The organism is Citrobacter amalonaticus, assembly GCF_018252635.1.
GTDB classification, from domain to species: domain Bacteria; phylum Pseudomonadota; class Gammaproteobacteria; order Enterobacterales; family Enterobacteriaceae; genus Citrobacter_A; species Citrobacter_A amalonaticus_E.
The window spans coordinates 331,875-351,988 of sequence record NZ_JAGTXM010000005.1 but is presented as its reverse complement, the minus strand read 5'-3'; the positions used below and the strand labels follow the sequence as shown (position 1 = coordinate 351,988).

Genomic DNA, 20,114 nt, shown 5'->3' with positions numbered 1-20,114 from the left:
AAAATAACGGTACAATGAGCCGAATAAAACACTACCTTCCAGGGTATTATCCTGCCTGTTTTTCATTCTCTGATGTTTCAAACTGAGGTTCTGACCGTCATAAAATTAATCGCCTGCCAAATGATTTAAAAAAGAGAAAGCGTCCGGATGAATTATTTCGGTACACTTGCTCTCTCTTTTGTGATTTGGACATGCTGTCGATGAAGCTGACCATCATTCGTTTAGAACACTTTAGCGATCAGGATCTGATCGACCTGGGTAAAATCTGGCCAGAGTATTCCGCCGCCTCTTTAAGCGTAGATGAAACGCACCGGATCTACGCGGCACGATTTAATGAGCGGTTATTAGGCGCCGTAAGGGTCACCCTGAGCGGCACTCAGGGCGCGTTGGATTCGCTGCGCATCCGTGACGTCACGCGGCGACGGGGGGTGGGAAAATATCTGCTGGAAGAGGTTATCCGGGATAATCCGAACGTCTCCTCCTGGTGGATGGCGGATGTCGGTGTGGAAGACCGGGGCGTCATGGCGGCATTTATGCAGGTGCTGGGCTTCACCGCACAGCAAAACGGCTGGGAAAAGCGATAAAAAAAGCCGGGTGGCGCTAACGCTGACCCGGCCTGATGTTTATTTACCCTGACGGTAGGCCGGATAAGCGCCAGCGCCATCCGGCATTCAATTATTTGGCATCGGTCGCCGTGCCGTTGGCATGCCAGTCGAAGACGCCGAATTCAAAGCCCTTCAGATCGCCCTTTTCATCCCACGACAGTGGTCCCATTACGGTATCCACGGAGTTGGCTTTCAGCCAGGTGGCGATTTCAGCCGGATCGGCTGACTGGTTCAGGCCCGCCTGTAAAGACTGCAGCGCAGCATAGGTGGTCCACACGAACGCGCCGCTCGGATCCTGTTTCTTCGCCTTGATCGCATCAACGATAGGTTTGTTCGCAGGTACCTGGTCGTAGTTCTTCGGTTTGGTCACCAGCAGACCTTCGGCCGATTCACCGGCGATGTTAGACAGGGAAACGTTGGCAACCCCTTCCGGACCCATGAACTGCGTTTTCAGACCCGCAGCACGCGCCTGACGCAGGATCTGACCCATTTCCGGGTGATAACCGCCGTAGTAAACGAAGTCGATATTTTCTTTCTTCAGACGCGCCACCAGCGTGGAGAAGTCTTTCTCACCGGCGGTGATACCGTCAAAGAACACCACGTTGGCGTTGCCCTTTTTCAGGCCATCCTGCACGGCACGCGCCAGACCTTCACCATACTGCTGTTTGTCGTGAACGATCGCGATGCGCTGCGGCTTCACTTTGTCCAGAATGTACTTCGCAGCCGTCGGGCCCTGATCTGAGTCCAGGCCCGTGGTGCGCAGCACCAGCTTGTAACCACGCGCGGTCAGTTCCGGTGCCGTTGCCGCCGGGGTGATCATCAGAATGCCTTCGTCTTCGTAGATATCAGACGCGGGCTGAGTAGAAGAGGAGCACAGGTGGCCGATAACGTATTTGATGCCGTCATTAATCACTTTGTTTGCGACAGCAACCGCTTGTTTCGGGTCACAGGCATCATCGTATTTTACGATCTGCAGTTTTTCGCCTTTGATTCCGCCTTTGGCATTAATGTCTGCAACCGCTTGTTCTGCGCCAGTAAACTCCTGGTCGCCGTACTGGGCTACCGGACCGGACATCGCACCGACAACAGCGACTTTAATATCGGCCTGAGCCATTGTGCTGAATGCCAACGCGATACATCCTGCCAGTAACGCTTTACCCTTCATATTCATCCTGACCTTCCCCATTATTATGGTTATTACGACTATTGTGATGTTGTTGTGTAGCGCTTTATTTCAATTATAGGTGTGCAGCTCGCGCATTTTCAGCACACTCTGCTAAAACATACCCCATTTTTATAATTTTGGAATAGCTAATTTCATATTCAAATAATACGTGGACAACATAATGTTGCACCGCCCGGAGATAAGCGGCACAGGTTTATCGTGTCAGCGAGTGGGTGATAATGCCGAGCGCCTGACGAAATTGTGCGTCAGGGATAGTAAGCGGATAGAGAAAACGAATGACGTTGCCATACACACCACAACTTAGCAGCAGAAGTCCTTCCTGCAAGGCGCGATCCTGCACCTGGCGCGTGAATTCCGGGGAGGGTTTCCCGCTGTGCGGATCGTTAAATTCTACCGCCACCATCGACCCCAGCGCGCGAATATCAGCAATAAACGGACAATCCGCTTTTGCCTGGTTCAACGCTTCGACCAGCGTCGTGCCCAACGTGGCGGCGCGGGCGCAGAGCTGTTCTTCATCAATCACATCCAGCACCGCGTGTGCCGCAGCAACCGCCAGCGGGTTACCGGCATAGGTTCCCCCCAGACCGCCTGGCGCAGGCGCATCCATCACGTCGGCACGGCCAGCGACGGCAGAGAGCGGCATACCGCCCGCCAGGCTTTTCGCCATCGTCATCAGATCGGGTTGCACGCCATGATGCTCCATCGCAAACAGCTTGCCGGTACGGGCAAAACCGGTTTGCACCTCATCGGCGATCAACAAGATACCGTGGGTATCACACAACGCCCGCAGTGCCTGCATGAACTCCGTTGGCGCAATATTAAACCCTCCTTCCCCCTGAACCGGTTCAAGGATGATGGCGGCGACCTGATCCGGCGCAATATCGGCTTTGAAAATGCGCTCCAGACTTTGCAGCGCATCGACAGTGCTCACGCCCTGTAACGCATTAGGATACTGAGCGTGATACACCGAGCCGGGAAACGGACCAAAACCGATTTTGTAGGGCGCAACCTTACCGGTTAGCGCCATCGTCATGAAGGTCCGGCCATGAAATGCGCCGCCGAAGGTAATTAGCCCAGGGCGTTTGGTATAGGCGCGGGCAATCTTCACCGCGTTTTCCACCGCTTCGGCACCGGTGGAGAAGAACGCCGTTTTTACCGGCCCCTGAATAGGGACGCGCTGATTGATCCGTTCCGCCAGTCGAACATAGCTTTCGTAAGGAACAATCTGGTAAGCGGTGTGAGTAAAGGACTGTAGCTGTTTTTCGATAGCGGCGATCACTCTGGGATGCCGGTGCCCGGTATTCAGCACTGCAATACCGGCGGCAAAATCGATCACCTCGCGGCCTTCCACATCCCACAAAGTGGCGTTTTCCGCGCTCTCGGCGTAAAAGCCACACATCACGCCGATCCCACGCGGCGTCGCCTGCAAACGCCGTTCATTCAGTTCGTTATTTTTCATTTTCTTCCCCTAAAATGCGCACAACCCATCGGTAAGTGTTTGCCAGGGGGGAGGAATTCGCCAGAGCAGGCGCTAAAAAAACAAAAACCCCGGACATTTGTCCAGGGTTTTAGCGGGACTTCGCAGGAGTTACGCTTCGATAGCGGCGCGAAGTTTTTTCATGGCGTTCTTTTCAAGCTGACGCACACGTTCTGCGGAAACACCGTAGCGATCGGCCAGTTCCTGCAGCGTGGATTTGTTTTCTTCGTCCAGCCAGCGGGCGCGAATAATATCCTGACTACGCTCGTCGAGACCTTCCATCGCGTGGGTCAGTTTATTGGCAGCCTGATCTTCCCAGTTGTCCTCTTCAATGCCGTCGGCAAAGTTCGAGGTTTTATCCTGCAGATACAGGACCGGCGCCATCGGTTGGCTGTCAGATTCGTCGTCTGAAGACATGTCAAACGTCATGTCCTGCGCCGCCATACGTGATTCCATCTCACGGACGTCTTTACTGGAAACACCCAGCTCACGCGCTACCATTTCCACTTCGTCCTGGTTAAACCAGCCCAGACGCTGCTTGGTTTTACGCAGGTTGAAGAACAGCTTACGCTGTGCTTTGGTGGTCGCCACTTTCACGATACGCCAGTTACGCAGGACGTATTCGTGGATCTCAGCTTTGATCCAGTGCACGGCGAAGGAAACCAGGCGCACACCCACTTCCGGGTTAAAACGGCGCACGGCTTTCATCAGGCCGATATTACCTTCCTGAATCAGATCCGCCTGGGGCAGGCCATAGCCCGCATAGTTACGAGCAACATGAACAACAAAGCGCAGGTGAGACAGGATCAGCGTCTTAGCTGCTTCCAGATCGCCCTGGTAATGCAGCTTTTCAGCCAGTGCCCGTTCCTCGTCAGCCGACAACATCGGCCACGCGTTCGCAGCCCGGATGTAAGACTCCAGGTTACCAACAGGGGCTAAAGCTAAATTTTGCATTTCTTTGGTCATTCAAATCCTCTCAAGTTTTATCGTCTGGCACCACAGCGATAGACATCAGCAACAACCGTGCCAGCGTTAATGAGCAACGAGATTAGCATTCACTCTTTTATCAGACCGTGATTTTATCCACAAGTTCAATGCAACGTTGTGTATAAATTACGCACAAATTGTGACATGAAGATGAAAAGCGGGGAAGAGACAACAGGAACTCTTTCCCTGCGAACGGAAACCCATTGCAGGGAAAGATTATACCACGGTTTTATTAATCGGGAGTAAAGTGACGTAAATGTTGAACCGTCGCAAGCCACGCCGCCACCCAGCCGATCATCGAACACACCAGCAGCAGCAACAGGCACTCATCGAACGATAAGCCATTGAGATCAAACTTCGTTCCGAAAACCTGTGCCACTTCTGTGACCGCCGATGACAGTCGTAACACCAAAATTTCTGATAAAATCAGTGAAAGAAATGCGCCGGAAAAACCGAGCAATGCACCGCCATACAGGAACGGACGCAGGATAAATCCATCCGTTGCACCAATCAGTTTTTGCACGTTAATGGTATCGCGACGGGCAAAAATGCTCAGCCGCACGCTGTTACCAATGACGAGGAAGACAGCAGCAACCATCAGCACACCAATCATCGCCGACACGCGTCCGACCAGACCGGTCAGCGCCGCCAGACGGGCAAACCAGCTATCATCCATCCGTACTTCATCAATCCCGTTGATGCGGGAAACCCGGTCGCGCAGCGTATTCAGGGAATCGGTGCTCTGGAAATCGAGTTTCGGAATCACCACCGCTACCGCAGGTAAGGGGTTCTCTTCCAGCATATCCAGCGCGCCGCCGAAACCGGACCAGTTACGGAATTCGCCAAGGGCATCTTCGCGAGAAAGGTAATTCACCTTTTCCACGCCCTGCTCGGCCTGCAGTTGGGCGACAACACCAGCCGCCGCATCATCATCCAGCGTTTTTTGCAGATAAACGGTGATCTGCGGGGACGGGTAATACTGCGTCGCGGCCTGATTAACGTTTTTGTAGACCATGTAGCAAACGCTTGGCAGCGTCAGGGAGATGGCAATCACCATCACCGTCAAAAACGTCGCCAACGGTTTACTTTTTAGATCCTGTAACGCGCCCTGGAACGCATAGCGTACCTGCTCGTTAAAGACGTTGGTTTTACGCGAATTCGGCTTTGGCGACGGTTTCGCCCGCTTCGGCGCGTTACGCCCACCGTCGCCGGAGGTGCCACCGGAACGACGAAAACGGTCCAGTCGTCCACCGAACTGTTTGATTTGGTTGATAGCGTCGCGCTTATTCACGGGCTTCGCCTCCATGCAAATGGCCATCGCTCAGGGTAAGCATGCGGTATGAACGACGGGAGATGAGCCCGATGTCGTGCGTCGCCATCAGCACCGTCACCCCGACGCGGTTAAACTCTTCAAACAGACGCAGGATCCCTTCTGAGAGCGCGTCATCCAGGTTACCGGTCGGTTCATCCGCCAGCAGTACCGCAGGCTTGTTCACTACCGCACGAGCGATACCGACACGCTGCTGCTCACCGCCGGAGAGTTGAATCGGGAAATTCTTCGCTTTGTCCAGCAGTCCGACCTTATCCAGCGCCGCCGACACCCGACGACGAATATCATCCCCGCTGGCGCCCGCGATAATCAGCGGGATTGCCACGTTGTCGAATACCGTTCTGTCCATCAACAGATGATGATCCTGGAAAATCATGCCGATCTGACGACGCAAAAACGGCACTTCACGGTTTTTCAGGCGCGTGATGTCATGCCCACTGAAGAGAATTTTCCCGGCGCTGGGCCGCTCAATCCCACAGATAAGCTTCAGCAGGGTACTTTTCCCCGCGCCGGAGTGGCCGGTCAGAAACGCCATCTCGCCTGGCTGCATATGGAATGTGACCCCTTGCAGCGCTTGTCTCCCACCGAGATAGGCCTTGCTGACATGTTCAAAGCGAATCATTGTTAATCCTCTCGGGCAAAAAGTGCCTCTATAAAATCGTCCGCCTTAAACGGACGTAAATCCTCGATACGTTCGCCCACACCAATATAGCGGATAGGGATGCCAAACTGATCGGCCACCGAGAAGATCACCCCACCTTTCGCCGTACCGTCCAGCTTGGTCAGGGTAATACCGGTCAGACCCACCGCTTCATGGAACAGTTTGGCCTGGCTTATCGCATTCTGCCCGGTGCTGGCGTCAAGGGTCAGCATAACTTCATGCGGCGCGTCTTCGTCCAGTTTCTTCATCACGCGAACGATTTTTTTCAGTTCTTCCATCAGGTGCGATTTGTTTTGCAGACGACCCGCGGTATCGGCAATCAGCACATCAATGTGGCGCGCCTTCGCCGCCTGAATGGCGTCAAAGATAACGGAAGCGGAATCCGCACCGGTATGCTGGGCTATAACCGGAATATTGTTACGTTGGCCCCAGACCTGCAACTGTTCGACCGCTGCGGCGCGGAAGGTATCGCCCGCCGCCAGCATCACGGATTTCCCCTGCTGTTCAAACTGACGTGCCAGCTTACCGATAGTGGTGGTTTTCCCCACCCCATTCACACCGACCATCAGAATCACAAACGGTGTTTTGCCTTCCACGTTCAGTGGTTCATCGACTTTCGCCAGAATCTCGCCCATCTCGTCTTTCAGCAGGCCATACAGCGCTTCGGCATCTTTAAGCTGTTTGCGGCTGGCGCCTTCAGTCAGGTTGGTGATGATTTTGCGCGTGGTTTCCACGCCCACATCGGCAATCAGCAGTTGTTCTTCCAGCTCTTCAAACAGATCATCGTCGATTTTTTTACCACGGAACAGACTGATAAATCCGGAACCGAGGTTTTCTTTTGTTTTCAGTAAACTGCGTTTCAGACGCGCAAAAAATCCCTCTTTGGTCGGTTTTTCCTGCTCCTGAATCATCTCTTCGACCGGCGCGTCTGCTTCCGCTATCGGCACGACCATCTGCGCGTCTTCCGCCGCTTGCGCCGCCAGCGCCTGTGCTTCCAGCTCTTCGTCGGTCAGCTCCGGTTCGTTTTGCGCCTCTTCTTCCACCGCTTCAACAATCTCAACGGTTTCCGCTTCCGCCTGCCACTCTTGCGCAGCGGTTTCTTCTTCGGCGTTCACCTCTTCCGGCAGCGGAAGTTCTTCATGTTCGACGGCAATCTGCGGCTCAACCGGCGTGTCGGCGCATTCTTCAGCGACAACGGGCTCGGGTTCAGCAGGCTGGAAGGTTTCGATTTCCTGAACCTGTTCAGTCACCTCAACCACTTCTTCAGCAAAGGCTTCTGCCTCTTCTTTGCCGTGGACCGGCGCTTGCGCTTCTACGTCAGCCGCTGTTTCAACGGGCGCGTCGGACGGTAATTGCGCTTCAACACCCTGCTGCTCTTCGGTTTTTTGCTCTTGTTCTTGCTCTTTTTCACCAAAGCCCAGCCAGGAAAAGAAGCCACGTTTTTTCTGTTTTGCCATCTGCGATTACACTCCTCGCGGCGCTATATACATGGAAGCTAAAAAAATGATGAAATAGTCTATCACTTTACTTAATCCACATCACCGCCTGGAATCATCTGCACGCGGCGGTTTGAGCAACAGAAATGAAAAAAACGAATCACTCAGGCAGCGGCCAAATCCGCATTATTGGCGGACAATGGCGCGGCCGCAAACTCCCGGTCCCTGACAGTCCCGGTCTACGCCCAACAACGGACCGTGTGCGTGAAACGCTGTTTAACTGGCTGGCGCCGGTGATGCCAGAGGCCCAATGTCTGGACTGTTTCGCCGGAAGCGGCGCGCTGGGGCTGGAAGCGCTGTCACGCTATGCCGCGGGTGCCACGCTGTTGGAGATGGATCGCGCGGTCTCTCAGCAGTTACAAAAGAACCTGGCTACGCTAAAAGCAGGGAATGCAAAAGTCGTTAACACCAATACCCTGACATTCCTGGCGCAGCCGGGCACGCCGCACAACGTGGTGTTTGTCGATCCGCCGTTTCGTAAAGGGTTACTGGAAGAGACCTTAAGCCTGCTGGAAACTTACGGCTGGCTGGCAGATGAAGCCTTGATTTACGTGGAAAGCGAAGTGGAAAACGGTCTGCCGCCCGTGCCGACAAACTGGTCATTGTACCGGGAAAAAATCGCCGGGCAGGTCGCGTACCGTTTGTATCAACGCGAAGCACAAGGAGAAAGCGATGCTGATTAATCTTGGTCGACTATTGATGCTCGGCGTGTGGGCATTCTTATTGTTAAACCTGGTGCACCCCTTCCCGCGCCCGCTTAACATCTTCGTTAACGTCGCCCTCGTATTCATGGTGCTGATGCACGGCATGCAACTGGCGCTACTGAAGTCCACACTGCCCAAAGACGGACCGCAAATGACCACCGGCGAGAAAGTACGTATTTTCCTGTTTGGCGTGTTTGAGCTGCTGGTCTGGCAGAAAAAATTTAACGTCAAAAAGTAATACTGCTTAAGGTGCCGGATAGCGCTTCGCTTATCCGGCCTACAAACGCGAGCGGTTTCCCGCCTTATGGCTGAGCGACAAAATCGACAAAGCGCGACCCCTTGTAGCTCAGTGTCCCTTTCTCCCCCACCGTCAGCGCATGATACTGCGTCGCGTCGAGGCGGAACGTTTTTTCCAGCCCACCGTTCTGCGGCGTAAAGCTGACCTCATAGCGCATGCTGGTTCCCGCCGGCGTGACCTGCTGCTGTCGGGAGCGTCGGTCGTTGATGGGTTTTTCACGCTTATTGCTGACCACCATCTGCGCCTGCCGAAGCGGTGCCGCATCGTTATCGGCTTTTTCCCGTCGCTGCTGCATAAAGCGAAACGAGGCGGCAACGATAATTAACACGATGATAATCATGAAAAAAAGTGGCGGTTTACTCATCTTGATAACCCATCAGAAAATGCGGAAATAAGCATACCCTGCCCGTTATGGTGTTGTCATCAGGTGGTCGTGACCTCTACACTGAACAGCAGGGTTGTGAGCATACCGCTTACGAAAAAATAACGAATTCAAGGAACTAAGATGCTTTGGTCGTTTATCGCTGTCTGCCTTTCCGCATGGTTATTTGTGGATGCCTCCTACCGTGGACCCGTCTGGCAACGCTGGGTCTTTAAACCTGTCACCTTGTTACTCCTGCTGTTACTGGCCTGGCAGGCGCCGATGTTCAATGCCGTGAGCTATCTGGTACTGGCCGGTCTTTGCGCCTCGCTGGTTGGCGATGCGCTGACATTATTACCGCGTCAGCGGCTGCTCTACGCGATTGGCGCCTTTTTCCTCTCGCACCTGTTGTACACCATCTATTTTGCCAGCCAGATGACGCTCTCTTTCTTCTGGCCGCTGCCGCTGGTGCTGATGGTACTGGGCGCTCTGCTGATTGCGGTAATCTGGACACGCCTCGATGAGCTGCGCTGGCCGGTCTGCACCTTTATCGCCATGACGCTGGTGATGGTCTGGCTGGCCGGCAAACTGTGGTTCTTCCGCCCCACCGCGCCTGCGCTGTCGGCATTTTTGGGCGCGTCGCTGCTGTTCATTGGCAATATCGTCTGGCTGGGTAGTCATTACCGTTGCCGCTTCCGCGCGGACAACGCCATCGCCGCCGCCTGCTACTTTGCCGGGCACTTCCTGATCGTCCGTTCGCTTTATCTCTAATAACGCTTGACTCTGGAGTCGACTCCAGAGTGTATCCTCCGGTTAATGAGAAAATTATCATAAACCGGAGGATGCCATGTCGACACCTGCTCACGATGGCAAAAAAGCCCCACAATTTTCATCTTTTAAGCCAGCCCCTACGCCGCAGAAACCCGATGGCTGCTGCTGCGAAGGCGTATGCTCTCCCCCTGAATCGGTTGTTGAAACGGTAAAAGGTACCCGCTACAGCTGGAAAGTCGCCGGGATGGACTGCGCCGCCTGCGCCCGCAAAGTGGAAAACGCCGTGCGCCAGATCAGCGGCGTCAACCAGGTCCAGGTGCTGTTTGCCACCGAGAAACTGGTTGTCGACAGTAACGGCGATCTCCGCCAACAAATTGAGAACGCGGTGCAAAAAGCAGGTTACACCCTGCGCGATGAACAGACAAAGGAAGACGCACCCGAATCCCGCTTTAAAGAAAACCTGCCGCTACTGACGCTTACCGTCATGATGGCGCTCAGTTGGGGACTGGAGCAATTCAACCACCCGTTCGGTCAACTCGCGTTCATTGCCACGACGCTGGTCGGCCTGTTCCCGATTGCCCGCCAGGCGCTGCGTCTGATTAAAACCGGCACCTGGTTTGCCATTGAAACGCTGATGAGCGTCGCGGCTGTCGGGGCGTTATTCATCGGTGCCACGGCAGAAGCGGCGATGGTGTTGCTGCTGTTCCTGATTGGCGAACGCCTTGAAGGCTGGGCCGCCAGTCGCGCCCGCAAAGGGGTCAGCGCGCTAATGGCGTTGAAACCGGAAACCGCAACGCGTCTGCGCGACGGCGTACGCGAAGAGGTGGCAATTAACACCCTGCAACCGGGCGACATCATTGAAGTCGCCGCCGGGGGACGACTGCCTGCCGACGGTAAGCTGGTTACTGGTTTTGCCAGTTTTGATGAGAGCGCGCTGACGGGAGAATCAATTCCGGTGGAACGCGCCACTGGCGAAAAAGTCCCGGCGGGGGCCACCAGCGTGGACCGACTCGTCACGCTGGAAGTGCTTTCTGAACCGGGCGCCAGTGCGATTGACCGCATTCTGAAGTTAATCGAAGAGGCCGAGGAGCGTCGTGCGCCAATCGAGCGTTTTATCGACCGCTTCAGCCGGATATATACGCCGGCGATTATGGCCGTCGCCCTGCTGGTGACGCTCGTCCCGCCGTTGCTGTTCGCCGGCGCCTGGCAAGAGTGGATTTATAAAGGGTTAACGCTGCTGCTGATCGGCTGTCCGTGCGCGCTGGTCATCTCCACGCCTGCGGCCATCACTTCTGGACTGGCGGCAGCGGCCCGTCGGGGGGCACTGATTAAAGGCGGCGCGGCGCTGGAACAGTTGGGCCGTATCACCCAGGTCGCCTTTGATAAAACCGGGACGCTGACCGTCGGGAAACCGCGCGTTACGGCAATTCATCCGGCCACCGGCGTCAGCGAGTCTGAACTGCTGTCGCTGGCGGCCGCTGTCGAGCAAGGCGCAACGCACCCGCTGGCGCTGGCCATTGTGCGTGAAGCACAAACCACAGGGCTGACCATCCCGTCCGCTGAGGAGCAACGGGCGCTGGTAGGATCAGGTATTGAAGCCCTGGTGAATGGCGAACGTGTTCTGATTTGCGCGGCCGGGAAACGTCCTGCCGACGCCTTTACCGGAGAAATTAACCAGCTTGAAAGCGCCGGGCAGACGGTCATTCTGGTCCTGCGCAATGAGGCCGTGATCGGCGTCATCGCCCTGCAGGATACACTGCGCGACGATGCTCGCACCGCCATCCGCGAACTGAATGCGCTGGGCGTGAACGGCGTGATCCTGACCGGTGATAACCCGCGCGCGGCAGCTGCCATTGCCGGTGAACTGGGCCTTGCGTTTAACGCAGGACTGCTGCCGGAAGATAAAGTGAAGGCGGTCTCCACCCTGAATCAACAGTCGCCGCTGGCGATGGTGGGCGATGGCATTAACGATGCGCCGGCGATGAAGGCCGCCGCCATCGGGATCGCGATGGGTAGCGGCACCGACGTGGCGCTGGAAACGGCAGATGCCGCACTGACGCATAACCGCCTTACCGGGTTGGTGCAGATGATCCAGCTGGCGCGCGCCACCCACGTCAATATCCGTCAGAACATCACCATTGCGCTGGGGCTGAAGGGGATATTTCTCGTCACCACGCTGCTCGGGATGACCGGCCTGTGGCTGGCGGTGCTGGCAGATACCGGGGCAACGGTACTGGTTACCGCCAACGCCCTCAGACTGTTGCGAAAAGGATAACGTGTTTTTGCCGGATGGCGGGCTTGCCTTATCCGGCCTACAGGCTGTTCGTCATTCGTAGGCCGGATAAGCGAAGCGCCATCCGGCGTCGTTTACTGGCCTTTACGCACCAGATAACGGTACGGCAGAGAGTCGGTCTCTTTTGCCACCAGCTCGTGTTCCATAAAGGTACAAAACCCGGGAATATCACGGGTGGTCGCCGGATCGTCAGCCACAATCAGCAGCGTTTCGCCGGTCTGCATGTTGCGTACGGTTTTACGCACCATCATTACCGGCTCCGGGCAGCGGAGCCCCTGGGCATCAAGGGTATGGTCAGGAGAGGAAAACAGATCGCTCATTGTGGTCTCATTCACTAAAAAAACGGCTGTAGTTTACGCTCAGTTCCGGAGTAAGCCAATCAGGTTAACGATTGCGTGAAAAATAGCCATTGCATTGCCGACGTAAAGCAGTATTATGCGGCGGCTTGAAAGATTGAACACGCGTTAATGGCGTGTAGCACGAATTGGGTTCCCTCACCCCAATCATTATCAAAAAGGTACAATATGAACGCATTTACACAATCGCAGCGCCTAAAAGCGTTGTTCTGGCTATCGCTATTCCATCTGCTGGTGATCACTTCCAGTAACTATCTGGTTCAGCTCCCGGTCTCCATTTTTGGTTTCCACACCACCTGGGGCGCGTTTAGCTTTCCGTTTATTTTCCTCGCAACCGATCTGACGGTACGAATTTTTGGCGCGCCATTGGCCCGTCGAATTATCTTTGCTGTGATGATGCCAGCGTTGCTGATCTCTTATGTGATTTCGTCGCTGTTCTATATGGGCTCCTGGCAGGGATTTGGGGCGCTGATGCACTTCAATCTGTTTGTTGCCCGTATCGCGGTCGCCAGCTTTATGGCCTATGCACTGGGACAAATTCTCGATGTGCACGTTTTTAATCGTCTGCGTCAGAACCGACGCTGGTGGATGGCACCGACGGCCTCGACGCTGTTTGGCAACGTTAGCGACACCCTCGCCTTCTTCTTTATTGCGTTCTGGCGCAGTCCAGATGCCTTCATGGCCGAACACTGGATGGAAATCGCCATCGTTGATTACTGTTTCAAGGTGCTAATCAGCATCCTTTTCTTCCTGCCGATGTATGGCGTATTGCTGAATATGTTGCTGAAAAAACTGGCAGATAAATCTGAAATCCCGGCGATGCAGACAAGTTGAGCTAAAGGTTCCTTTTCCGGGTTGTGATAAGATGAAGGAATGAGCCGTTATGGCCGTTTATCGAAAGGAAGAAGTCAATGCGTAATCTGGTTAAATATGTCGGTATTGGCCTGCTGGTTATGGGGCTGGCGGCCTGTGATAATAGTGATACCAAAGCGCCGGCAGAAGGCACGGCGGCAGAAAGCAACGCAACCGGTCAGCCGGTTTCTCTGCTGGATGGCAAACTGAGCTTCTCACTGCCGGCAGATATGACTGACCAGAGCGGTAAGCTCGGTACGCAGGCCAATAATATGCACGTTTACTCTGACGCGACTGGCCAGAAAGCGGTGATTGTCATCGTTGGTGATAACTCTAACGAAGAGCTGTCTGTGCTGGCAAAACGTCTGGAAGATCAGCAGCGCAGCCGCGACCCACAGCTGCAGGTGGTGACCAACAAATCCATCGAGCTGAAAGGCCATACGCTGCAACAGTTAGACAGTATCATCTCGGCGAAAGGCCAGACCGCATACTCGTCTGTGGTGCTGGGTAAAGTCGATAACCAACTGCTGACCCTGCAAATTACGCTGCCAGCAGACGACCAGCAGAAAGCGCAAACGGCCGCTGAAAACATCATCAACACGCTGGTTATTCAGTAACCGTCAGGATGATGAGACGGCCTCTGGCGATTCCTGCAGAGGCCGTTTTTTTAACCGCCAGGTTAGCAGTAGCGCAATCGCCACCAAACCCGCCGCCGCCAGGTAAATAACCGGCACGCCAGCCCAACTCATCACCAGTCCGGCCAACGGCCCCGTCACCCCCAGCGACAGATCCATAAACACCGTGTAGGTCGCCAGCGCCGAGCCCTGATTCTGCTGTGGCACCGCTTTTACCGCCACCACGCCAAGCGCCGGGAAGACCAGCGAGAACCCCATTCCCGTCAGCAGCACACCGACTTTTGCCATCCACGGCATCATCGCCACGCCCACCAGCAGCAGTCCGACAATCTCGACGCTAAAGCAGATCATCGCCACGTTCAGTCCACCCAGGCGGTTGATGCCGTTCGGAAACAACAGACGCGTACCGATAAACGCACAGCTAAACAGGGTGAGCGCGAATGCCGCGCCGTCCCAACCTTTGGCGTCATAGAACAGGGTGATAAAAGTGGCGATCACCCCAAAACCCGCCGAGGCCAGCGCCAGCGCCATCCCGTATAGCCAGACGCGTCCAAGCACCGCGCGAAACGGCAGAGGCTTCCCTTTGCTTGCTTTCACCGCAGGGCGCGGAATCGCTAACAAAATTGCCAACAGCGCGATCCCCATGATAATCAGCGCTAACCCTTGTAGTCCGCCCCAGCTGTAAAACAGCACGCCGAGAGGCGCACCGACCGCCATCGCCCCGTAGGTCACAATGCCGTTCCAGGAGATCACCCGTCCGATATGCAACGAGCCCACCACGCCAACGCCCCATAGCGTCGAGCCGGTTCCGGCGAAGCTCTGCCCTATTCCCAGAATCACGCGCCCTAAACAGAGCAGCAGCAAACTAACAACCGGCCAGCTGCTGGTGCTTCCGGCCAGAAAATAGCCCGCCCCACTGAGAAAACATCCGCACAGGCCAAAAACGACAATCTTTTTCGGCCCGAGCAGATCCGCGTATCGTCCGGCGTGAGGACGACTGAGTAAGGTCGCAAAGTATTGCAGGCTGATGACCAGACCCGCCCAGAAGGCGCTAAACCCCATGACATCATGCACATAACCGGGCAGAACCGCGAGCGGCAGGCCGATAGTCAGGTAGCTGGCACAGTTGAACATCACAACAGAAACAATGCGCAGATTGAGGCGCAATCCATTAAGCGCCGGTTCAGCGATGGGTTCGGGCATGGGGACCACCACATTTTTACAACAATGTTTCATTTCTATCATGCCACGCCGGGAAAATCAGCAGCAAGATTAGGAATATCGGCAGCGGGCCAGCCGCTACACTTAATGAAAATCAATAACAGGAAGCCACCATGACAACCCCTCAGCCCGATAAAACGGGTTTACACATTCTGCTCAAGCTGGCCGCGCTGGTCGTCATTCTTGCCGGGATCCACGCCGCCGCCGACATCATTGTGCAGCTCTTGTTGGCGCTCTTTTTCGCCATCGTCCTCAATCCACTGGTGACCTGGTTTATCCGTCGCGGCGTAAAGCGTCCCATCGCGATCACCATTGTGGTGATGGTGATGCTGGTCGGACTCACTGCGCTGATTGGCGTACTGGCGGCGTCGATTAACGAATTTATCGCCATGTTGCCGAAATACAACAAAGAGATAACACGTAAGCTCTTGTACCTTCAGGATATGATGCCCTTTCTGAATCTACATATGTCCCCGGAGCGCATGCTGCAACGCATGGACTCGGAGAAGATTATGACTTTCACCACCACGCTGATGACTGAACTGTCGGGCGCGATGGCCAGCGTCGTTTTGTTAGTCATGACCGTCGTTTTCATGCTGTTTGAGGTCCGCCATGTGCCTTACAAAATGCGTTTTGCGCTGCATAACCCGCAAATCCACATTGCCGGATTGCACCGGGCGCTGAAAGGGGTCTCTCACTATCTGGCATTAAAAACGCTGCTCAGCCTGTGGACCGGCGTCATTGTCTGGCTGGGACTGGAATTGATGAATATTCAGTTTGCCCTGATGTGGGGGGTACTGGCATTCCTGCTGAACTATGTACCGAACATTGGCTCGGTGATTTCCGCCGTTCCGCCGATGGTTCAGGCGCTGCTTTTCAATGGCGTTTATGAATGCGTGCTGGTGGGGGCGCTGTTCCTGGTCGTCCATATGGTATTAGGCAACATGGTTGAACCGCGCATGATGGGGCATCGCCTGGGCATGTCGACGCTGGTAGTGTTCCTTTCTTTACTGGTCTGGGGCTGGTTGCTCGGCCCGGTGGGGATGTTGCTCTCCGTTCCCCTGACCAGCGTCTGTAAAATCTGGATGGAGACCACGACGGGCGGCAGCAAGCTGGCAATATTACTGGGTCCAGGGCGGCCGAAAAATCGATTACCAGGATAAACCGGCCCTACCAACCAGGGTAGTTTTATTCACCAACAAGGGAAAGTATTATAAGGCGCGCTTTTGTTACCCGGATGTTTCAATAAGCGCGTGGCTTCCTTCGCAAAATGAAACCCAAGTTTTCCCGCTGTGCGTTTACGCCAAATTAAATGATATCGGCAGTTTACTTTAAGTAAAAGTTAACCAGCTAACACCATGATTAAGCGAAAATTAAATTCTCTTCCATGCTGAATAATTAATGGCAATAATTTGGTACGGTCGTCAACGTTAACATTAAAAATAGTCGGTATTATTGTTACTAAAACTAAATTCAGAAATGCATTCAACGTTAATATAAATAGTGATTTTGATAGGGAGTTTTCATGAAACAATACATTAAGTGGTTTGCGGCGATTGCAGTTGTTGGTGCACTGGCAGGTTGTGCGCGTACAGCCCCCATCGATCAGGTTCACTCTTCAGTGACCGCAGGCCACACCCAGGATCAGGTGAAAAACGCAATCCTGAAAGCAGGCGTTCAGCGTAAGTGGATCATGACGGAAGTGAGCCCGGGAGTCATCAAAGCGCGCCAGCAGTCACGCGACCACGTTGCAGAAGTGCGGATTACCTACACTGCCTCCAGCTACGATATCAAATACGACAGTAGCCTCAATCTGCAGGCTTCTGGCGGGAAAATTCATAAAAACTATAACCGCTGGGTACGTAACCTGGATAAAGACATTCAGTTGAATCTGTCTGCAGGTGCAAATCTGTAATGACACCTGAAGTCGGGCCGCTCGCGGCCCGATAACCTTTTTCGTTTTCTTAACAGGTTGTACTCACCATGTACGAACAGGACTCCCTCAGCGCACTGGATGCGATCACTGAAGCGCAGCGTATCGCCTTCGCCCCCATGCTGTTTCAAACCGCGCTTTGCCTGCGAAATGCAGATGTGCTGGCCTACCTGGACCGTCAGGGTAAACAAGGTGCAACGCTGGAAGACATTACCGAAAACAGCCATGTCAACGAATATGCGGTCAGCGTATTATTGGATATGGGATTAAGCGGACGCATCATCACCCATAAAGCGGGACGCTATTATCTGGCGAAAATCGGGCATTTCCTTTTGCATGACACCATGACTCGCGTGAATATGGATTTCACCCATGATGTCTGTTATCAGGGATTGTTCTTTTTAGAGAACGCCCTGAAAGAAGGAAAACCGTCCGGGTTAAAAGTGTTTGGTGACTGGCCAACCATTTATCCGGCATTGTCGCAATTACCGCCGTCCGCTCGTGAAAGCTGGTTTGCCTTCGATCATTACTATTCTGACGGCGCGTTTGACGCGGCATTACCGCATGTATTCGCCAGTTGCCCTGCAACCCTGTACGATGTCGGCGGTAATACGGGAAAATGGGCAATACGCTGTAGTCAGTTCGACGAAAATATCGCGGTAACGTTATTAGATTTGCCACAACAAATTGCACTTGCCCGCGAAAATATCGAAAATGCAGGATTATCTCATCGTATCGATTTTCATGCGGTGGATATGCTTGGCGATGCGCCTTTACCTACTGAGGCCGATATCTGGTGGATGAGTCAATTTCTTGACTGTTTTTCACCGGAGCAAATCGTCGCCATGCTCAGCAAGGTTGCCCGTGTGATGAAACCCGGCGCAAGGCTGTGCATTATGGAGCTGTTCTGGGATGCACAGCGTTTTGAAGCCGCGTCATTCAGTCTGAATGCGTCTTCGCTTTATTTTACCTGCATGGCAAACGGTAACAGCCGTTTCTACAGCGCAGAGAAATTTTATGGCTACCTGGACAAGGCAGGGTTCCAGGTGGATGAACGCCACGATAACTTAGGCGTTGGACATACATTATTGATATGTCGAAAGAAAAAATAACAAAGTAGCTCTTAACGCTACTGGAATCACCGGTTTACCGCGGACGCGCGTTGATGAAATTCTCACTAAACATTACGGACTGGCGGGCGATGGCGCCAGGTCTGAGCGATTTGATACAGTGGCTGCAATGGGCACGGCATCCGCACGCCATCGATCCATCGGCGGCACAAGGCAAACTGCGTGAGCTGCCGATGATGACCGCCCGTCGTCTTAGCTCCGGCAGCAAACTGGCCGTTGAGTGCGGGCTGGCGATGCTGCGTCGCCACGATATCGATGCGGTGCTTTACACCAGTCGCCACGGAGAGCTCGAACGTAACTACCGGATTCTGCATGCCCTGGCGACCGAACAGGCGCTCTCGCCGACCGATTTTGCCCTGTCGGTACACAATTCAGCGGTGGGTAACCTGACCATTGCGGCTAAACACCCTATCGTCTCGTCATCGCTTTCCGCCGGACGCGACACCTTCCAGCAAGGACTATGTGAAGTCATCTGCCTGCTACAGGCGGGCTATCAGCGCGTGCTGATGGTCGATTTCGATGGTTTTCTCCCTGAGTTCTACCATCCGCGCCTGCCGGAAAATATGCCAACCTGGCCGTACGCCACCGCCCTGGTTTGTGAAGCCGGCAACGACTGGGTGTGTCAGAGCGAACCGGCTCAGGCAGGCGCTGAAACCGCGCTTCCGCAAAGCCTGCTGTTTCTACAGCACTATTTGCAGAATGCCAGTACGTTTACCCTACCGGGCGAGCGTGTGAACTGGCACTGGAGTCGGGCATGAAAGGGGTTGTCTCATCGTTGAACCGGCTCTGGCGGATCGCCATGACCGGCTTCTGCTTCGCCCTCTTCGGACTCGGCGGACTGCTGCTTTCGGTCGTCTGGTTTAATGTTTTGTTAGTGTTCGTATGGGACAACGCCCGGCGTCGCCGCATTGCCAGACGCAGCATTGCCGCCAGTTTCCGTCTCTTTTTAACGGTAACCCGAGTGCTGGGCGTGCTGGATTATCAGATGAACGGGGTGGATATTTTGCGTCAGGAACGCGGATGTCTGGTGGTCGCCAATCATCCAACCCTGATCGACTATGTGCTGTTGGCATCGGTGATGCCCGAAACAGATTGTCTGGTGAAAAGTGCGCTGCTGAAGAACCCTTTCCTCAGTGGCGTGGTGCGTGCTGCGGATTATCTGGTGAACAGTCAGGCAGATGCCTTGTTACCGGCCAGTCAACAACGTCTGGCGCAGGGCGATACGATTCTGATTTTCCCTGAAGGCACCCGTACTCGTCCCGGCGAGACCATGACGCTGCAACGCGGCGCGGCAAATATTGCCGTGCGCTGCGGTAGCGATATCCGCGTAGTGACCATCCATTGCAGCCAGCGCATGCTGGATAAAGAAAGCAAGTGGTATCAGGTGCCGCCAACAAAACCGCTGTTTACCGTCGAGGTACGCGAGCGGGTGAAGATCGACCACTTTTACGACGCAAATTTACAAGAACCGGCGCTGGCGGCAAGGCAGCTAAACCGGCATCTTTTGCTTCAATTACAACCAGGTACGTTACCTCTCTCAGGAATTAATGATGCAAGCGCTTTATCTTGAAATTAAAAATCTCATCATAACCACATTGAATCTGGACGAACTGTCGACAGACGACATTGACACCGAGGCGGCGCTGTTTGGCGACGGACTGGGGCTGGACTCAATTGATGCCCTGGAACTGGGACTGGCGGTAAAAAATCAGTATGGCGTGGTGCTTTCCGCGGAAAGTGAAGAGATGCGTCAGCACTTCTTCTCCGTCGCCACGCTGGCATCGTTCATTCATGCGCAACGTGCCTGAGGAGAGTCCG

General features: G+C 54.4%; 22 protein-coding genes. 13 read left to right on the top strand and 9 right to left on the bottom strand.

The features are described from left to right. Positions 1 to 200 precede the first annotated feature (200 nt). The gene (gene panM / locus KE671_RS17160; RefSeq protein WP_206164046.1) at positions 201 to 584 is read left to right on the top strand and encodes an aspartate 1-decarboxylase autocleavage activator PanM; all 384 of its coding nucleotides are present in this window, start codon (positions 201 to 203) and stop codon (positions 582 to 584) included. 91 nt (positions 585 to 675) lie between these two features. Here the strand turns inward: panM and livJ are convergent, their stop codons facing one another. The 6 genes from livJ to ftsY all read right to left on the bottom strand — a co-directional run bounded on the left by livJ (position 676) and on the right by ftsY (position 7,703). After that, positions 676 to 1,776 carry a branched-chain amino acid ABC transporter substrate-binding protein gene (livJ, locus tag KE671_RS17155; RefSeq protein ID WP_206163956.1) on the bottom strand — a complete coding sequence of 367 codons (1,101 nt, stop codon included), beginning with the start codon at positions 1,774 to 1,776 and terminating at the stop codon, positions 676 to 678. Between the two features lie 208 nt (positions 1,777 to 1,984). Beyond that, positions 1,985 to 3,250, bottom strand: coding sequence for a 4-aminobutyrate--2-oxoglutarate transaminase (locus tag KE671_RS17150; RefSeq protein ID WP_206163955.1), 1,266 nt, complete (start codon positions 3,248 to 3,250; stop codon positions 1,985 to 1,987). Between the two features lie 129 nt (positions 3,251 to 3,379). Next, complete coding sequence (gene rpoH / locus KE671_RS17145) at positions 3,380 to 4,234, bottom strand: RNA polymerase sigma factor RpoH (protein ID WP_206163954.1); 855 nt, start codon at positions 4,232 to 4,234, stop codon at positions 3,380 to 3,382. A 253-nt stretch (positions 4,235 to 4,487) separates the two neighbouring features. Continuing rightward, positions 4,488 to 5,546, bottom strand: coding sequence for a permease-like cell division protein FtsX (ftsX, locus tag KE671_RS17140; RefSeq protein ID WP_206163953.1), 1,059 nt, complete (start codon positions 5,544 to 5,546; stop codon positions 4,488 to 4,490). After that, positions 5,539 to 6,207, bottom strand: a complete 669-nt coding sequence (ftsE, locus tag KE671_RS17135) for a cell division ATP-binding protein FtsE (protein ID WP_042998481.1) — start codon at positions 6,205 to 6,207, stop codon at positions 5,539 to 5,541. The genes ftsX and ftsE overlap by 8 nt, the downstream gene beginning before the upstream one ends. 2 nt (positions 6,208 to 6,209) lie before the next feature. Next, entirely contained in the window at positions 6,210 to 7,703 is a 1,494-nt protein-coding gene (ftsY, locus tag KE671_RS17130; protein ID WP_206163952.1) for a signal recognition particle-docking protein FtsY, read from the bottom strand. A gap of 125 nt (positions 7,704 to 7,828) precedes the next feature. On the opposite strand from ftsY, the gene rsmD reads away from it, so the two are divergent. Both rsmD and KE671_RS17120 read left to right on the top strand, forming a co-directional pair. Next, positions 7,829 to 8,425 carry a 16S rRNA (guanine(966)-N(2))-methyltransferase gene (gene rsmD / locus KE671_RS17125; protein WP_206163951.1) on the top strand — a complete coding sequence of 199 codons (597 nt, stop codon included), beginning with the start codon at positions 7,829 to 7,831 and terminating at the stop codon, positions 8,423 to 8,425. Next, complete coding sequence (locus KE671_RS17120) at positions 8,415 to 8,684, top strand: DUF1145 family protein (RefSeq protein WP_206163950.1); 270 nt, start codon at positions 8,415 to 8,417, stop codon at positions 8,682 to 8,684. The genes rsmD and KE671_RS17120 overlap by 11 nt, the downstream gene beginning before the upstream one ends. Before the next feature lie 64 nt (positions 8,685 to 8,748). On the opposite strand, the gene KE671_RS17115 is transcribed toward KE671_RS17120, so the two are convergent. Beyond that, entirely contained in the window at positions 8,749 to 9,108 is a 360-nt protein-coding gene (locus tag KE671_RS17115; RefSeq protein WP_206163949.1) for a DUF2500 domain-containing protein, read from the bottom strand. Positions 9,109 to 9,249: 141 nt separating this feature from the next. Here KE671_RS17115 and KE671_RS17110 point away from each other — a divergent pair, with 141 nt between their 5' ends. Together KE671_RS17110 and zntA are read left to right on the top strand one after the other, a co-directional pair. Next, positions 9,250 to 9,876 carry a lysoplasmalogenase gene (locus KE671_RS17110; RefSeq protein ID WP_206163948.1) on the top strand — a complete coding sequence of 209 codons (627 nt, stop codon included), beginning with the start codon at positions 9,250 to 9,252 and terminating at the stop codon, positions 9,874 to 9,876. 76 nt (positions 9,877 to 9,952) lie between these two features. Beyond that, positions 9,953 to 12,151: a Zn(II)/Cd(II)/Pb(II) translocating P-type ATPase ZntA gene (gene zntA, locus KE671_RS17105; RefSeq protein WP_206163947.1), complete on the top strand. Its 2,199-nt coding sequence runs from the start codon at positions 9,953 to 9,955 to the stop codon at positions 12,149 to 12,151. 92 nt (positions 12,152 to 12,243) lie between these two features. Here the strand turns inward: zntA and tusA are convergent, their stop codons facing one another. After that, positions 12,244 to 12,489: a sulfurtransferase TusA gene (gene tusA / locus KE671_RS17100; RefSeq protein WP_042323034.1), complete on the bottom strand. Its 246-nt coding sequence runs from the start codon at positions 12,487 to 12,489 to the stop codon at positions 12,244 to 12,246. Between the two features lie 204 nt (positions 12,490 to 12,693). Here tusA and KE671_RS17095 point away from each other — a divergent pair, with 204 nt between their 5' ends. After that, complete coding sequence (locus KE671_RS17095; protein ID WP_206163946.1) at positions 12,694 to 13,359, top strand: 7-cyano-7-deazaguanine/7-aminomethyl-7-deazaguanine transporter; 666 nt, start codon at positions 12,694 to 12,696, stop codon at positions 13,357 to 13,359. A gap of 77 nt (positions 13,360 to 13,436) precedes the next feature. Continuing rightward, positions 13,437 to 13,994, top strand: a complete 558-nt coding sequence (locus KE671_RS17090) for a DcrB family lipoprotein (protein ID WP_109739759.1) — start codon at positions 13,437 to 13,439, stop codon at positions 13,992 to 13,994. Between the two features lie 3 nt (positions 13,995 to 13,997). On the opposite strand, the gene KE671_RS17085 is transcribed toward KE671_RS17090, so the two are convergent. Then, positions 13,998 to 15,248 carry an MFS transporter gene (locus KE671_RS17085; protein ID WP_206164045.1) on the bottom strand — a complete coding sequence of 417 codons (1,251 nt, stop codon included), beginning with the start codon at positions 15,246 to 15,248 and terminating at the stop codon, positions 13,998 to 14,000. Positions 15,249 to 15,346: 98 nt separating this feature from the next. Here KE671_RS17085 and KE671_RS17080 point away from each other — a divergent pair, with 98 nt between their 5' ends. From KE671_RS17080 to KE671_RS17055, 6 genes are all read left to right on the top strand, one after another. Further along, positions 15,347 to 16,396 (top strand): AI-2E family transporter, encoded by a 1,050-nt coding sequence (locus KE671_RS17080; RefSeq protein WP_206163945.1) that lies wholly within the window; start codon positions 15,347 to 15,349, stop codon positions 16,394 to 16,396. Positions 16,397 to 16,770: 374 nt separating this feature from the next. Continuing rightward, positions 16,771 to 17,148, top strand: a complete 378-nt coding sequence (locus KE671_RS17075) for a hypothetical protein (RefSeq protein ID WP_155404054.1) — start codon at positions 16,771 to 16,773, stop codon at positions 17,146 to 17,148. Positions 17,149 to 17,216: 68 nt separating this feature from the next. Beyond that, positions 17,217 to 18,278 carry a methyltransferase gene (locus tag KE671_RS17070; protein WP_206163944.1) on the top strand — a complete coding sequence of 354 codons (1,062 nt, stop codon included), beginning with the start codon at positions 17,217 to 17,219 and terminating at the stop codon, positions 18,276 to 18,278. Between the two features lie 53 nt (positions 18,279 to 18,331). Beyond that, complete coding sequence (locus KE671_RS17065) at positions 18,332 to 19,054, top strand: beta-ketoacyl synthase chain length factor (protein WP_206163943.1); 723 nt, start codon at positions 18,332 to 18,334, stop codon at positions 19,052 to 19,054. Beyond that, positions 19,033 to 19,866: a lysophospholipid acyltransferase family protein gene (locus tag KE671_RS17060; protein ID WP_432759338.1), complete on the top strand. Its 834-nt coding sequence runs from the start codon at positions 19,033 to 19,035 to the stop codon at positions 19,864 to 19,866. The genes KE671_RS17065 and KE671_RS17060 overlap by 22 nt, the downstream gene beginning before the upstream one ends. Then, complete coding sequence (locus KE671_RS17055) at positions 19,847 to 20,104, top strand: phosphopantetheine-binding protein (RefSeq protein ID WP_206164044.1); 258 nt, start codon at positions 19,847 to 19,849, stop codon at positions 20,102 to 20,104. Before KE671_RS17060 ends, KE671_RS17055 begins: the two co-directional genes overlap by 20 nt. Positions 20,105 to 20,114 lie beyond the last annotated feature (10 nt).

Coding starts and splice junctions, on each gene's coding strand:
- panM (WP_206164046.1), top strand. CDS start 201: ATGAAGCTGACCATCATTCGTTTAGAACACTTTAGCGATCAGGATCTG.
- livJ (WP_206163956.1), bottom strand. CDS start 1,776: ATGAATATGAAGGGTAAAGCGTTACTGGCAGGATGTATCGCGTTGGCA.
- KE671_RS17150 (WP_206163955.1), bottom strand. CDS start 3,250: ATGAAAAATAACGAACTGAATGAACGGCGTTTGCAGGCGACGCCGCGT.
- rpoH (WP_206163954.1), bottom strand. CDS start 4,234: ATGACCAAAGAAATGCAAAATTTAGCTTTAGCCCCTGTTGGTAACCTG.
- ftsE (WP_042998481.1), bottom strand. CDS start 6,207: ATGATTCGCTTTGAACATGTCAGCAAGGCCTATCTCGGTGGGAGACAA.
- ftsY (WP_206163952.1), bottom strand. CDS start 7,703: ATGGCAAAACAGAAAAAACGTGGCTTCTTTTCCTGGCTGGGCTTTGGT.
- rsmD (WP_206163951.1), top strand. CDS start 7,829: ATGAAAAAAACGAATCACTCAGGCAGCGGCCAAATCCGCATTATTGGC.
- KE671_RS17120 (WP_206163950.1), top strand. CDS start 8,415: ATGCTGATTAATCTTGGTCGACTATTGATGCTCGGCGTGTGGGCATTC.
- KE671_RS17115 (WP_206163949.1), bottom strand. CDS start 9,108: ATGAGTAAACCGCCACTTTTTTTCATGATTATCATCGTGTTAATTATC.
- KE671_RS17110 (WP_206163948.1), top strand. CDS start 9,250: ATGCTTTGGTCGTTTATCGCTGTCTGCCTTTCCGCATGGTTATTTGTG.
- zntA (WP_206163947.1), top strand. CDS start 9,953: ATGTCGACACCTGCTCACGATGGCAAAAAAGCCCCACAATTTTCATCT.
- tusA (WP_042323034.1), bottom strand. CDS start 12,489: ATGAGCGATCTGTTTTCCTCTCCTGACCATACCCTTGATGCCCAGGGG.
- KE671_RS17095 (WP_206163946.1), top strand. CDS start 12,694: ATGAACGCATTTACACAATCGCAGCGCCTAAAAGCGTTGTTCTGGCTA.
- KE671_RS17090 (WP_109739759.1), top strand. CDS start 13,437: ATGCGTAATCTGGTTAAATATGTCGGTATTGGCCTGCTGGTTATGGGG.
- KE671_RS17085 (WP_206164045.1), bottom strand. CDS start 15,248: ATGAAACATTGTTGTAAAAATGTGGTGGTCCCCATGCCCGAACCCATC.
- KE671_RS17080 (WP_206163945.1), top strand. CDS start 15,347: ATGACAACCCCTCAGCCCGATAAAACGGGTTTACACATTCTGCTCAAG.
- KE671_RS17070 (WP_206163944.1), top strand. CDS start 17,217: ATGTACGAACAGGACTCCCTCAGCGCACTGGATGCGATCACTGAAGCG.
- KE671_RS17065 (WP_206163943.1), top strand. CDS start 18,332: ATGAAATTCTCACTAAACATTACGGACTGGCGGGCGATGGCGCCAGGT.
- KE671_RS17055 (WP_206164044.1), top strand. CDS start 19,847: ATGCAAGCGCTTTATCTTGAAATTAAAAATCTCATCATAACCACATTG.